This window comes from Nostoc sp. MG11, assembly GCF_014904695.1.
GTDB lineage: Bacteria > Cyanobacteriota > Cyanobacteriia > Cyanobacteriales > Nostocaceae > Komarekiella.
Genome location: NZ_JACXXN010000001.1, coordinates 67,878 through 81,608 on the forward strand (window position 1 = coordinate 67,878; position 13,731 = coordinate 81,608).

17 protein-coding genes are annotated in these 13,731 nt (G+C 40.4%); 10 read left to right on the top strand and 7 right to left on the bottom strand.

Annotated elements, in window-relative coordinates; translation table 11 throughout:
• Positions 1-22: 22 nt before the first annotated feature.
• The 4 genes from HCR01_RS00305 to HCR01_RS00320 form a co-directional block, all read right to left on the bottom strand.
• Positions 23-595: a deoxycytidylate deaminase gene (locus HCR01_RS00305; RefSeq protein ID WP_193193448.1), complete on the bottom strand. Its 573-nt coding sequence runs from the start codon at positions 593-595 to the stop codon at positions 23-25.
• Positions 596-619: 24 nt separating this feature from the next.
• Positions 620-1,078: a nucleoside 2-deoxyribosyltransferase gene (locus HCR01_RS00310; protein WP_193193450.1), complete on the bottom strand. Its 459-nt coding sequence runs from the start codon at positions 1,076-1,078 to the stop codon at positions 620-622.
• 56 nt (positions 1,079-1,134) lie between these two features.
• Positions 1,135-1,899, bottom strand: a complete 765-nt coding sequence (locus HCR01_RS00315; protein WP_193193452.1) for a dCTP deaminase domain-containing protein — start codon at positions 1,897-1,899, stop codon at positions 1,135-1,137.
• A 242-nt stretch (positions 1,900-2,141) separates the two neighbouring features.
• Entirely contained in the window at positions 2,142-3,635 is a 1,494-nt protein-coding gene (locus HCR01_RS00320; protein ID WP_193193454.1) for a thymidylate synthase, read from the bottom strand.
• 190 nt (positions 3,636-3,825) lie between these two features.
• Here HCR01_RS00320 and HCR01_RS00325 point away from each other — a divergent pair, with 190 nt between their 5' ends.
• Both HCR01_RS00325 and HCR01_RS00330 read left to right on the top strand, forming a co-directional pair.
• Positions 3,826-4,041, top strand: coding sequence for a chlorophyll a/b-binding protein (locus HCR01_RS00325; protein WP_191757526.1), 216 nt, complete (start codon positions 3,826-3,828; stop codon positions 4,039-4,041).
• Positions 4,042-4,184: 143 nt separating this feature from the next.
• Entirely contained in the window at positions 4,185-4,766 is a 582-nt protein-coding gene (locus HCR01_RS00330) for a thioredoxin family protein (RefSeq protein ID WP_193193457.1), read from the top strand.
• Between the two features lie 321 nt (positions 4,767-5,087).
• Here HCR01_RS00330 and HCR01_RS00335 read toward each other — a convergent pair whose 3' ends face one another.
• Positions 5,088-5,600, bottom strand: coding sequence for a hypothetical protein (locus tag HCR01_RS00335; RefSeq protein WP_193193459.1), 513 nt, complete (start codon positions 5,598-5,600; stop codon positions 5,088-5,090).
• A 518-nt stretch (positions 5,601-6,118) separates the two neighbouring features.
• Here HCR01_RS00335 and aroA point away from each other — a divergent pair.
• Entirely contained in the window at positions 6,119-7,468 is a 1,350-nt protein-coding gene (gene aroA, locus HCR01_RS00340; RefSeq protein ID WP_193193461.1) for a 3-phosphoshikimate 1-carboxyvinyltransferase, read from the top strand.
• A 137-nt stretch (positions 7,469-7,605) separates the two neighbouring features.
• Here aroA and HCR01_RS00345 read toward each other — a convergent pair whose 3' ends face one another.
• Positions 7,606-8,658 carry a hemerythrin domain-containing protein gene (locus tag HCR01_RS00345; RefSeq protein ID WP_193193463.1) on the bottom strand — a complete coding sequence of 351 codons (1,053 nt, stop codon included), beginning with the start codon at positions 8,656-8,658 and terminating at the stop codon, positions 7,606-7,608.
• Between the two features lie 258 nt (positions 8,659-8,916).
• On the opposite strand from HCR01_RS00345, the gene HCR01_RS00350 reads away from it, so the two are divergent.
• The 4 genes from HCR01_RS00350 to HCR01_RS00365 all read left to right on the top strand — a co-directional run bounded on the left by HCR01_RS00350 (position 8,917) and on the right by HCR01_RS00365 (position 10,956).
• Positions 8,917-9,657, top strand: a complete 741-nt coding sequence (locus HCR01_RS00350) for a DUF2993 domain-containing protein (RefSeq protein WP_193193465.1) — start codon at positions 8,917-8,919, stop codon at positions 9,655-9,657.
• Positions 9,658-9,675: 18 nt separating this feature from the next.
• Positions 9,676-10,218 (top strand): DUF2231 domain-containing protein, encoded by a 543-nt coding sequence (locus tag HCR01_RS00355; protein ID WP_193193467.1) that lies wholly within the window; start codon positions 9,676-9,678, stop codon positions 10,216-10,218.
• Positions 10,219-10,334: 116 nt separating this feature from the next.
• Positions 10,335-10,751, top strand: coding sequence for a DUF2809 domain-containing protein (locus tag HCR01_RS00360; RefSeq protein ID WP_193194195.1), 417 nt, complete (start codon positions 10,335-10,337; stop codon positions 10,749-10,751).
• Positions 10,729-10,956, top strand: coding sequence for a DUF167 domain-containing protein (locus HCR01_RS00365; RefSeq protein ID WP_193193469.1), 228 nt, complete (start codon positions 10,729-10,731; stop codon positions 10,954-10,956). The genes HCR01_RS00360 and HCR01_RS00365 overlap by 23 nt, the downstream gene beginning before the upstream one ends.
• A gap of 108 nt (positions 10,957-11,064) precedes the next feature.
• On the opposite strand, the gene HCR01_RS00370 is transcribed toward HCR01_RS00365, so the two are convergent.
• Positions 11,065-11,676 carry a glutathione S-transferase family protein gene (locus HCR01_RS00370; protein WP_193193471.1) on the bottom strand — a complete coding sequence of 204 codons (612 nt, stop codon included), beginning with the start codon at positions 11,674-11,676 and terminating at the stop codon, positions 11,065-11,067.
• 199 nt (positions 11,677-11,875) lie between these two features.
• Here HCR01_RS00370 and HCR01_RS00375 point away from each other — a divergent pair, with 199 nt between their 5' ends.
• From HCR01_RS00375 to gatC, 3 genes are all read left to right on the top strand, one after another.
• Positions 11,876-12,553, top strand: a complete 678-nt coding sequence (locus HCR01_RS00375; protein WP_193193473.1) for an SOS response-associated peptidase — start codon at positions 11,876-11,878, stop codon at positions 12,551-12,553.
• Positions 12,554-12,647: 94 nt separating this feature from the next.
• Positions 12,648-13,169 carry a photosystem I assembly protein Ycf3 gene (locus tag HCR01_RS00380; RefSeq protein ID WP_162398059.1) on the top strand — a complete coding sequence of 174 codons (522 nt, stop codon included), beginning with the start codon at positions 12,648-12,650 and terminating at the stop codon, positions 13,167-13,169.
• A gap of 114 nt (positions 13,170-13,283) precedes the next feature.
• Positions 13,284-13,574, top strand: coding sequence for an Asp-tRNA(Asn)/Glu-tRNA(Gln) amidotransferase subunit GatC (gene gatC, locus HCR01_RS00385; protein WP_191757515.1), 291 nt, complete (start codon positions 13,284-13,286; stop codon positions 13,572-13,574).
• Positions 13,575-13,731 lie beyond the last annotated feature (157 nt).

Consider the following 13,731-nt stretch of genomic DNA (forward strand, 5'->3'; position numbering starts at 1 on the left):
TAATCTTAAGTAAGAGGGTGTATTAAACTTCGTGAACACACCTTACTGTTCTAGCACCAGATGTCGGGTTTAGGAGAAATTGAGCAGCTTGTTGTGCCGTTGCTTCAGATAGCTCAATCTGTTTAAGGGTAACTAAACCTTCATTGACAAAGGTATCTCTCACCAAGGCTTTCTCTCCGCAGTTGAAAGAAGTTTCATAGAACACCTCCTGAATCCCTGCGGAGATAATTAACTTCAAACAAGAGAGGCAAGGTTCTAGAGTGACGTAAATACTTCCACCATCTGTGGCGGTTCCATGCTTTGCTGCTTGGGCGATCGCATTTGCTTCTGCGTGTACAGCCCTTGATGGTAGAGTTTTACTAGCATCGCAGCTATTTAGCCCTGGATAGCAGTAGCCCTGAGCAGTACAGTGGGCTGAACCTGATGGTGAGCCATTGTAACCTGTAGCTACTACTTGTTTATTTTTAACAATCACAGCACCTACCGGAAAGGCTAAACATGTTGAGCGAGTAGCTGCAAGTTTGGCCAACATCAAAAAGTATTCATCCCATGTTGGCCTTTGATGGCGTTCTTCGACTGGAGAAATATCTTGCATAATCTGTCAATTTCAAACTTTATTTTACCGCCTTGCTGACAACGGAAACTGTGGATGCTCTGGGTTCCACTTCGTTAAAATATTTCTAAGTTGGTTCAGAGCATCTTCATGATCGTGAAATTGTATTTCAGCAATCACAGAGGGAATGCCGCGTGGAAATCGTGATATCCGTTTACCTGTTTCATATAAAAGAATAATAGGAATTTTGTTTGTTTCTGCATAAGCTAACTCCATTCCTACACCAAAGGAAAGTGAGCCAAGATAAGCAATAACTAAGTCTGATCTACTAACCTGATATTTATCTTGGTCAAAAACCTCACGAGGACTAATATCGGGATTATTTATTGGATCAGTTTGTTTGTGTGGAACATAAGCCTGAAGACCTATTTCCTGACAAAGCAAGCCTATTTTTTCATAAAGTGCTTTGGTTTCTGATAGATTTACTACATCAGTCAATGCACCAGATACATATACTTTGTTCATACTATTTACATATTAAATAGATAATATTTTCCTTTTGATTAACTTACAAAATATCCTTACTTTTTTTCCATAAGTAAAGGAAGTACTGCAAAAAAAGCTGATAATATTGTTCCTATTGCAGCTATTGCCGTCCACCTAGTCTGTTCATCTGAACCTAAAATTCGTAGAAATATGTCACTAAATCCTCGTTTAAGTTTCTTATACTCATGTGATTCAAGTAAGAGGGTTTTTAGTTGAATTTTATCATCTGACATCCATTTATTTTTTCTTTTAGAGAAAAACGCATATATTTCATTAGTATTAGGCAGATTATTAAGAATATCAAGCCTTGCCGGAATATCTATATTCCCGTTTTTGGAAGATTGGGAACTTAATTTTTGAACCATTAAATAGGCAATCGGTTCATTAATGTCTCTAACATTAATTCTTAGTGGTTCATTTGAGACATTATGAAGGGCTATGCACAAAACACCTGACCAAGAAGGATTAACCCTGGTTCCAAGATGGCCTAGACCTTGAGAGACTAAACCCACCCTTGAGTTAATCAAACCGCACATATAATTATTTAGCCAGATTGATTCATCAGTCCATACTAGAGCTGTATCCCTTGGTGGTATGTAGAAAAATTGCTGTTCTTCACCAGGCTTGTCTTTCTTTGGTTCTGTTTCAATAGCCAAACGTTTTTGCTGTCCAATAGCATATGCATATTCGCTAGCAGTTAGACATAAATCACAAGCATTAATACTACCTGGCTTGAGAGGATGAAAAAGTATACTTTTACCAAGTTCCCTAATAATATCTCTATCGCTCAAGACTGACATCCAATACTCCTTTATTTCACAAACCACTAGAACTTTCTACAAACACATTTAAATGTAGTTATAAAGTCAAGCACATTTAATCAGTAGCTAAATAAGACGCCCTGACTTTTTTAATCAAAATGCTACTTTTGCTACACGTATTTTAAGCTATGTTCTAGTGTATTGCAAAATACAGGTTAATTTTATGTCGCTAATGTTTATGTAAGCACTGTTAAATACTTGTATGGATTACGGTTTTTTGCTTACTGATCCTGAATATAAGGCTGGCAACTTTTAATACAGTTACTAGCCTTTTGCAGTTCGATACCTAAATAACCAGTATGTTCAGGCTGAATTGCTGGAGAAGTAGCACAAATCTCTCTTAATAAGTTGAGTGGGTTTTTGCCACGATAAGACTTAATCACCTCACCACTACCAGCGGTTGTATGAGAAATAACTATTTCTTTGCTATCGACTTCAATTAAAAAATTACCGGAGGGATCATAATAGCTACGCTGGTTCAAAATTGTAGCGTATTGATTTGCAATTAACCTCTCCGCATTATCCCAGGTATCATCATATATATGAGCGCTCTGACTGATAGTAATTAGCGGGCCCATTTTCAATTCATACTTAGAACGCTTAGCAATTTCATCTCTAATATATCGTTGTAAAGCTCTCAAGCCCATAGCATTTGCAGGCCATGCAGCAAACATATCATTGCTTCTAAGAGTTGCAGTTAGTGATAACTCATTATCAACAACTCTCAACCAAATGTGATTAAGACAAGGGCTACCACCTTTCTCGTGGTCTTTTACATCCCATAGATTCATCACTGCACTAGCAGCATCAATTTCTCCTATTAATTTTTGAATTACCTGCCCAATTTGGTCGCGCCCGAACCAAGAACGTAAACGCTGACCGTATGTATATTTCAACCCTTCTCGATAGGGCGCATCATCTAAAATCTGCGAAACGTATTCTTCAAGAAAAGGCCGGTCAATTGGTAAATAATTAGGTTCAGGAAAGTAGAAATCAGCAGGCTCATCAGTAATGATTGCCATTAAATCGATTAATTCTTGCCATTGCCCATCATAGCCAGTTGGTCTAATTGTTCCTGTTGTCTTAATCCGATGAATGATTTTTACCCAGGTTTCAGCTATGGTCTTACCTTCTATTCTGTGTCCGTAACGTGTTCCTGGTAAAACAGTTGGCTCAACGTTAGACATAGGAAATTCTAGCCGCAAACCCCAAGGCTCAAGTATTTCACGTTGAGCATAAGACTTAACTAGATTAACTGCTTCAGTAATTGATTTTACTTCTTTATACTCTACAGAATTCCGCAGTTTTTCTAAGGTATTAATATTAATTTCAATATCTATGTAACCAGGGATGGGAGAGCGAATTACCCAAGCTCTGCGCCCAATATCGCTTAAACTTTCTTCAACACCATTACGGAAAAAGTCCAGCAAGCACTCACATGCACCTGCGTTCTTATCTTCCTTAGAAGCGTTGAGAACAACCAAAAAGCGGACGTGGGGATTAAACAGTAAATTGCGAATCAGTAAGTTTATCCCCCGTGTGGGCGAGTACAACTGCCCAATTACAGCATACTCTTGCGGTTGCAGGTGTTTAGCGATCGCCTGCTTGACCGTCCATCCTGTAATCACTGCTGTTTGCCCACTGCCATAGTTCAGCTGATTAGGCTTGTGCAGTGCTTTGTACTCAAATTTGGTTGCCTTACCCGCTACTGTCATGGTTGGCTAAAACTTAAAAAACTAGCTAGGTTAACATACCACTACATCTGCTGCCAGTCGAGCAAATTGTTGAGAAAAGTTTAACAAGCTAGACCACACCTTTGGTATGTAAGTTTATCCTTAGTTTACTTTACAAATATTAACAACTTTGTTACATTTATTTACATACAAAAAAGACAGGGAAATTTATATGCGTACAAGCACTGCTATCGTTGATGACCAGGGCAAACTAAACAACTTTGCGATCGAGCCAAAGATTTATGTAGACGAGCAAGGCGATCGCACAGGGTTTACTACCTATGCAGAATTGCTCAACGGTCGTTTAGCAATGATTGGTTTTGTCTCTCTGATAGCATTGGAAGTACTTACAGGACACGGTATCCTTGGTCTTCTGGGAAGCCTTTAACAAACAATTTGAGTTTTTATAGAGCAACTCTTACGTAAGAGACGAGAAATCTCTCGTCTCTAATTTTATTGAAAATTTAATGCTACAGTGAAAATATACTGATAGTAAGAGCCGTTTTCAAAGTTAAAAATGTCGGGTGAACTATGGCTTTAACTGCTTCAACTATGCTGCCAATAGGCACTCAAGCACCAGATTTTCATCTACCGGAAGTTGTATCTGGAAAGGCAACTTCACTTTCCACCTTTGCAGATAAAAAAGTGCTATTGGTAATGTTCATTTGTAGACATTGCCCGTTCGTGAAGCACGTGCAACAAGAACTAGCGCAGTTAGGAAAAGATTATTTCACAAAAGATGTAGCGATCATTGCCATCAGTGCTAATGATGCAAAGAATTATCCAGATGATGCGCCAGAGTCGTTAAAAGCATTTGCCACAGAACAAGGGTTTACTTTTACTCTATGCTACGACGAGAGCCAGGAAACGGCAAAAGCTTATACAGCAGCTTGCACACCAGACTTTTTTGTATTTGATAGCGATCGCAAACTTGTTTATCGCGGACAATTAGATGATAGTCGCCCTAGTAATGGCAAACCTGTAACAGGAGAAGATTTACGCGCGGCTATAGAAGCGGTACTAGCCGATAAACCTGTTACAGATGATCAAAAGCCAAGTGTTGGTTGCAATATTAAATGGAAACCTGGGAACCAACCCAGTTATTTTGGCTAGTAGAACTCTTACTAATTCGTAATTCGTAATTCGTAACTCAAAGAAGAACAGAGCTACTACTGATTTGAATTACGAATTACGTTAGCGAAGCCCGTTATCAATTACGAATTTGAGCTTTGCTGTGTGACTAACGCTCATAACAGTCGTAAGTTGAAATTAAGCTGTTAACGAATTTGGCTATTGTTTTAAATAATGCTTCAGCTTTCAGGCATCAGTACGCAAAGGAACATCAATTAGTAGCATCCGCCCGATGGAATACATAAGTAACCTCCCTCGCCAAAATTTCTGATCTAGCACGGGAGGTTATAAATTATTTGACTATTAGTGCTTAATTTCCAAGTTAAGGACGTAGCGGCCCAATTGGACTTTTTCAGCCCACAATTCGTATTCCACCCGCAAATGCTCCGGCAAGGGGTGTCCAGTAAGAGACAGGCTACTAGTAAAATTGCGTAAGCGAATGGGGTAGTTAGGTTGCAGTGACTCAGCTGGCAACCAAAAACGGCTAATGCCATAAACGCCCTGTTCCCAGAAATGACGATAACTTACTTGAGCGTTACCTTGCATGGTCATGATTACCCGATAAGGGGAAATCTCCAGCCACAAAATCCTGGGACTAGTGGGAGCGTAGACGTTGCTTTTTGTTTGTGGAAGTGTATCTTGTGGACTTTGGAAACTTGCTACTTCGCAACTAATTAGGGGTGGTGCAGTCAGTAGTAAATGGAAGCGATCAGTATCTTTCTGATACAATGTTCCGGCAGTTTCGACAACAGACCAGACTGGTAAGTCAGTGGAAATAAGTGATAAGCACACGGGCTTGCGGTGATGGGTCAGCATGGGAGCGATAAGGGCTAAAAGCTATTGAACAAAATGAAATAAACACTAGGGGGTCTAGCACAATACGGTTCAGTTAAGAATAATTGTAGGTTGGGTTGAACGCAGTGAAACCCAACAAAGGCCTGCAAACGTTCGGTTTCGTTCCTCAACCCAACCTACATAATTTAATTTTTTGGGCTTAACTGAACTGTATTGGGGTCTAGCAGGTCAAGGTAAACAACATAAATAGTAAAACATGCTTAATATTAACTGAATCTGCTGAGTTGTTAAGCTAGACGAATCAGAGTGCAAATAGGTAGTATATGGGTTTAAACTGCAAAAATGGCGCTTTTTGTAGAGAAAGCTGATCAAATAAAGCTTGTAAATCTTCTTGTTATTACTTTAAGGCAAAATTCCCAAAGATTTGAGTAAATTTCATACAGCAAAAAGCGATAGGATACTAGGCAGGAAGTCATCAGCAGTGGCAAATTTAAGTTACTTATGAACTTCCGGTGTATTCAAAAGCCAGTGTATCCTAAATGTCGGCTTCTGTTATAACCCTAGAAACTCAAGAAGACTTTTCTCATAAGTTAATAATTCAGCGCCCCTCTAATGAACTATCCTTACAGGGTTCTATCCGAGTCCCTGGGGATAAATCTATCTCCCACCGGGCGCTGATGTTGGGTGCTTTAGCCCAAGGTGAAACTCAAATCCAAGGTCTTCTCTTAGGAGAAGACCCCCGTAGCACTGCTAGCTGTTTTCAAGCTATGGGTGCGGAAATTTCGGAATTGAATACGGAATTGGTACGGGTTAAAGGGATTGGTCTGGGGAACTTGCAAGAACCCTTTGATGTGTTAAATGCTGGTAACTCTGGCACAACACTGCGACTGATGTTGGGTATTTTGGCATCTCATCCAGGGCGTTTTTTTACTGTAACGGGTGATGGTTCTTTGCGATCGCGCCCCATGTCTCGCGTAGTTAAACCTTTGCAACAAATGGGGGCCCAAATTTGGGGACGCAAAGGCAACTCTTTAGCACCCCTGGCAATTCAAGGACAAGCCCTCAAACCCACTCACTACTTCTCCCCCATCGCCTCTGCTCAAGTTAAATCCTGCATCTTGCTTGCGGGTTTAATGACTGAGGGACAAACTACTGTTACAGAACCCGCGCTTTCTCGCGACCACAGCGAACGGATGCTACGGGCATTTGGGGCAGAACTTAGCATCGAGCCAGAAACTAACAGCGTGACTATTACGGGTCCAGTTCAATTACATGGACAGTCCGTAATTGTACCAGGTGACATCAGTTCAGCTGCTTTTTGGTTAGTGGCTGGGGCAATTGTCCCCGATTCCGAACTAGTAATTGAGAATGTGGGCGTTAATCCCAGTCGCACGGGGATCTTGGAAGCTTTAGCTCTTATGGGAGCAGATATCCAACTGGAAAATCAGCGAGAAGTTGCTGGTGAACCAGTAGCCGATTTATGCGTGCGTTCTAGTCGTTTGCAAAGCTGCACCATTGCCGGGGATATCATACCCAGATTAATTGATGAAATTCCAATTTTGGCAGTGGCAGCGGTGTTTGCTGAGGGGACGACAATTATTCGGGATGCAGCTGAGTTGCGGGTTAAAGAAAGCGATCGCATTACTGTAATGGCTCAACAACTCAATAAAATGGGAGCAAAAGTAACCGAATTACCCGATGGTATGGAAATTACTGGCGGTACACCTTTAGTGGGTACTGACGTAGATAGCTATACAGATCATCGCATTGCCATGAGTTTAGCGATCGCGGCTTTAGTCGCCACTGGAATTACTACTATTCACCGTGCAGAAGCCGCTGCTATTTCCTACCCTAATTTCACCACGACACTGCAACAAGTTTGTAGTTAAATATCGTTTTCAATATATTAATTACAAAATAAAAGACGCGATGAATCGCGTCTTTTTATTTGATGTAAAAAGTGAGCAATGTTTATACAAGATTCCCGACTTATTTAATAAGTTGGGAATCTGAGCCTTTCGACTAATTACATTTTCGATTCGCTGACAACGCCCAATTTTTGTTGAATCCGGGTTTTAGCAGCTTTGAATTCAGTAGCTAATTGCTCACTTTGGTCTGAGCTTAAGTTGTTGCGAATAGCAGCAAACATTGTGCTTTCTTCTTGACGCATGTGGTCGCCAACAGCTTCCATCAATTGTCTAACTTTGTCTTTAAATTGAGATGAAGAAGGGCTGAGAGCCTTAATTTCTTGTAACACCCGCTTCATTTCAGCTTGTTCATCAAACAACTCTTGGGTGTTGTCTTGACCGTAGAAAGGACGTACTCTCGGATAGACAACTTCCTCTTCAGCTTCAGCGTGAGCAGTTAAATCCTTGAAAATTTGACCAAAATATTCTTGGATCTTTTGTGGATCGTTGCTTTGCAGCAGTTCAGTGAACAAGGTGTTAACCTTACCATGATCCAGGCGGATAGCATCCTGGATATTCATATCTTTTTTGTCACTGGTTTGGGTAACAGCACTGCCTACTACACCGCTAAATGCTGCCACAGCATCTTGGACGCGTGCCCAAATTCCTTGATCTGCATCTTGTCCAGTTAGTTCGCGGACACCTAAAATTTCTAGAACGCCTTTGAGTTGTTCTTGGTGAGCGCGGTTCTCAAAATTAATGGTATTTAAAGGCCCGATCGCCAGCATTACATCAGCACCAACTTTTTGTGCTGCCTTGTGAATTATCAAGCCCGTCATTGCTTGTTGATGCTTTAACAACTCATGCTGAAATACTTTTTCGTACAAGCTTAATTCGGAACCTTGGAATAATTTCCGAACAGTTTCAATCATTTGTTGAATAGCTTGTTTTGGTTCGGCCTGAATACCATACTGACCGATTACAGTTTCCAGAATGCCCAGATTTTTTTCGTCATCTTTGAGGAAATCTCTAATGCGATCAGCGATTTCGGTATCGAGTCCTTGTTTCAAAAGTTGTTGTTCGTTTTCAATGATTAATTTTTGAACTGATTTCATCCCTGCCAACTTAATGGCAATAGCATTGCGTTTGGTATCATCTAAAGTAACTACCATCTGTTGTTCTCCTCGGCCAAGTGTTCGTATTTATTACTAATATCAGGTTGGCACATAGGTTAGGTATATTCCATCTTTCTTTTGAGCGATTAAAGTTCGCAACTCTAGATAGAAAATCAAATATTATTCTCATATTTTATCTACTTCTACTTTTAGATATACAAGAATATAATCTGTACTCCATCCTCAGATAGATAAATTTTTAATATTAGTTTTATAGATTGACTCATGGATGTTTAAATAGGAGATTAATTAATAATGCCAGAAAGTTCTGGACTAGGAGAGCAAGCCCTGAATAAAGCGGCAGAAATCGGTTTATCTAGCCAGTTAGATGAAGTAGAAAGTTTAGATGTAAATGTAAAAGCCGATCCGCTCAAACTGGTTCAGGGACAAGTAGATGCAGTCACCATTGAAGGCGAAGGTTTAGTAATGCAAAAAGACCTCCGCATGGAAGAAATGGAAATGCAAATGAATAGCGTTGCTATTAATCCTTTGAGTGTTGCTTTTGGCAAAATTGAACTGACTAAATCTACTGAAGCCAGCACACGGGTTGTGCTAATCGAAACTGATATCAATCGCGCTTTCAACTCTGACTATGTACGCTCACAACTGCAAAGTCAGAAAATAAACCTCAACGGGCAACCAGTAGCTATTGAACTTCAACACGTAGACTTTCGCTTACCTGGTGAGAGCAAAGTAGCATTGAATGCCAACATCCTAATAAAAGAAACTGGCGAAACCAAGCAAGTTGATTTTTCAGCAGTACCCCGTGTTAACCCTAACGGACAAACAGTTTCTCTGGAAAATGTCGAGTATGGCGAAGGCGAGGAAATATCTCCAGATTTGACAAAAGCTTTGATAGATCAAACCAGCGAAATTTTGAATTTAAGTAACTTCGATTTAGAAGGAATGAGCCTGCGAGTTAAGCAACTAGAAGTAGAAACAGGCAAATTAACGCTGCAAGCTGAAGCTCATGTTGAACAGATACCTACCGCTTAAAATTAGGATACTAAGCTAATGGAAACTACGGAAACAAATTCTACACCTTTCCCAAATATCCCGCCAGTTATTGAAAGTAACGATAGTGAGTATCGTGATAGCGGTGTACCTAGTACAGTTGCGATCGCTGGACATCCTTTACACCCCTTGAGTGTGATCTTTCCTATAGCCTTTCTCGCCGCCGCCTTGGGAAGCGACTTTGGCTATTGGTTAACTCGTGATTTCTTCTGGGCTAGAGCTTCATTGTGGTTAATCGGACTCGGCTTAGCAGGAGGCGTCTTAGCAGCTGCGATCGGCTTGAGCGACTTTTTACAAATAGAACGAGTCCGCAAGCGTAGCGCCGGCTGGGCGCATCTGATTCTTAACGTTTCTCTTTTAGTCTTGACACTCGTCAACTTCCTGCTACGTTTGGGTGCTCCTGAGTCACGGATATTGCCTTGGGGATTGTTAATCTCGCTTGTTGTTGGTACGCTAACTAGCGTTTCCGGCTGGTTTGGTGCCGAACTCTCCTATCGGCATAAAATTGGTGTGGTTGGTGCTGGTAGCAGAAGATATCCATAACAAAATAATTCATAATTCATAATTCGTAATTCATAATTAAGATCCTACTATTACGAATTATTGAGGAACTGGCGGTGCAGAGGCTAAAATCTTGCTTAGTCTCTAGCCTTGTAAAAATGCATCGCAACCGTAACCAATCAATATTTATCATTCTTTCTCTGCTCATCGTTGTTGTGATGGGCTTTTTCTTTAAGTATTACACTGGGCCTGCCTATCAGTGGTTTAATGACTACGGTGCAGCCGTGTTTTACGAAATATTTTGGTGCTTATTTGCGTTTTGGTTTGCTAGAAGTCGGGCAGCAGTAATCCAAATTCCTTTATGGGTTTTTGTCATCACCTGTATACTCGAATTATTGCAACTTTGGCATCCGCCACTGTTAGAGGAGATTCGCACTACCTTAATAGGTAAATTGTTGCTTGGTACTACTTTTGCTTGGTGGGATTTTCCTCATTATGCATTGGGTTGTGTTTTAGGTTGGTTGTGGCTGCGGCAATTACAAGGAATCGGTTATGCAAAAAGAAGTCAAGGTTAAACCTAATTCAAAGCAACAGAAAATCGAAGAACAACCTGACGGCAGTCTGATTGTGTATTTAAAATCGCTTCCAGTAGATGGCAAAGCTAATGAAGAGTTAATTAAACTACTAGCCGAAAAATTTGATGTGTCCAAATCTTATATCCAAATTAAGATTGGTTTATCTTCTCGGCAAAAAATAATTGAAATTAACACTGAAACTTAGTATTAATTACTTTTTTGTTACTTTGCTGTTTAGTTGTGAATAGCTTCACTCAATGTATTCCCTGGTAGAGCCAGGGAACAAAAGCCAAAAACTCACAAAGCAGAATTTTTACTCTTGTGTAATACTAATATGTCTCGGCTGAGCTTTGACTCGTTCTATCCAAGCTTGGATAGCAGGAAATTGTGTCAAATCAAACCCACCTTCATCAGCTACATGAGTGTAAGCAAACAAGGCAATATCAGCAATAGTGTAACGATCTCCCACAAAAAAAATGTGAGAGGTTAAATGGTTTTCCATCAAGCTAAGTGCTGCATAACCCGGTTTACGTTTTTGCTCTATAGCTTCACGATATTCTTCAGCTTTACCCAAAATTGAAATCCAAAATCTTGAGGTAGCAATAAAAGGTTCATGGCTAGATTGTTCAAAAAACAACCATTGCAGCACTTGCGATCGCGAAAAGCGGTCGTAAGGTAAAAATTCTGTGCATTCACTTAGATACACCAATATGGCATTTGATTCAGCCAAGTATTTCCCTGGTTCAATTTCCAAAGTTGGTATCTTCCCGTTAGGATTTTTACTTAAAAATTCTGGTGTTTTAGTCTCGCCTTTCAAGATGTTAACTTCTACCCTATCAAAGGGCATACCCAGTTGTGTCAATAAAAGACGTATCTTATAACCATTCCCAGAAGGTAAAAAATCGTACAAACGCAGCGTTTCCATGCCAAAAGTATGTGAGGAATATGTTGAGAATTAAGGGTTCAAAATACAATATCTTACCAAATGATTTTCAAAAAACCGGATATTTTCTTATATTTTAGTTTCTGAGTGCAACGCATAATTATCTGCAAAAATAAAAAAAATTATTATTTATTTTCGGTAATTAGATGTTTAATTTTAGTCAGTGGTTGAGAATAAAAGTATGTGTGGAAGATTTACTTTAAACCAGCCAGCAACGGCTTTAGCCCATATTTTCCATGTTCAGCAAGTTCTGGATTTAGCAGCCGAATATAACATTGCACCTACGCAAATGGTGGCAACAGTGTTACATAAACTTGATAGTGATAAGCGGGAATTTCAGCAATTACGTTGGGGATTAATTCCCTCATGGGCGAAAGATTCAGGAATAGGAGCGAAACTGATCAATGCTAGGGCGGAAACTGTTGCCGAAAAACCGTCTTTTCGGTCAGCTTTTAAGCACCGACGCTGTTTAGTGCTAGCTGACGGCTTTTATGAATGGCAAAGGCAACAAGGTAAAAAACAGCCGTTTTATTTTCGTCTTCAAGATGGGCAACCTTTTGGCTTCGCGGGGTTGTGGGAGACTTGGCGAACGCCTTCCAATGAAGAAATAACTTCTTGTACAATTTTGACAACGGCAGCTAATGAACTACTGCAACCTATCCACGATCGCATGCCAGTGATTTTAGAGCCACAAGATTACGATTTATGGCTAGATCCTCAAGTGCAAACGCCCCAACCACTACAGCAACTATTGCGTCCCTATCCAGCACCAGCAATGACTGCTTACCCAGTTAGCACCCTAGTAAACAACCCTCGGCATAACAGTCCAGAATGCATCATGCCCATTAGTGGGGACTAGACTGGGGCTGTATACTATGGACTAGAGAAGAGTTTTTTCAATATCCAATACCCATCCCTAATCTTCAAATAGCTACACAAACACAGAGGCACATATGCCAAGAACGCAAAAAAACGATAATTTTGTTGACAAATCCTTTACAGTGATGGCGGATATCATCCTGAAGATCCTGCCAGCAAACAAAAAAGCCAAAGAAGCATTTGTTTATTACCGAGATGGCATGTCAGCCCAGGCAGAAGGGGAATATGCTGAAGCATTGGAATACTATGAAGAAGCTCTAACACTAGAGGAAGACACCAATGATCGCGGTTATATTCTCTACAACATGGGGCTGATTTATGCCAGCAACGGCGACCACAGCAAGGCTTTAGAGTTGTATCATCAGGCAATCGAGTTAAACCCACGCTTACCCCAAGCCTTGAATAATATTGCTGTGATTTACCACTACCAAGGCGAAAGGGCTAAAGAAGCTGGGGATAATGACGGCGGCGAAGCTTTATTTGACCAAGCAGCAGACTATTGGATTAGAGCTATTCGCATGGCTCCCAACAACTACATCGAAGCTCAAAACTGGTTGAAAACCACTGGGCGATCGCAAATTGACGTATTCTTTTAGTCATCAGTCATTAGTCCTACCCTAAGGAAAGCCGCCCTTTGGGCGTCTATGTCATTTACTAATGGATTAATGACTAATGACCAATGACCAATGACTAGTGACTAATGACAATTTATGATTGACCGTGAACAAGTTCGCAAAGTTGCTAATCTCGCTCGTTTAGAATTGACCCCAGAAGAAGAGGAACAATTCACTTCTCAGCTAGGAAATATTCTAGATTATGTCCAACAGATGAATGAGCTTGACGTCAGTAATGTTACCCCGACAACAAGGGCTATTGATGTCAGTAACGTTACTAGAGACGATGAATTACAACCATATCCCGATAGAGAAGCAATCCTTAACAGTGCGCCTGAACAAGAAGGCGAATTTTTCAAAGTACCAAAAATTCTCAACGCTGAGTAGTCAATAGTCCAAAGTTTAAATATTGACCATTGACCAAATAATTATTAATTCATATAGCGGTTTTCACCTAGTGAGGTACTAGCGAAAATTTCTGCGGGAGAGGAACCCGCCTACAGAGCTTTTCGCTAATTGCAATTATGAATTAGTAATTATTAAT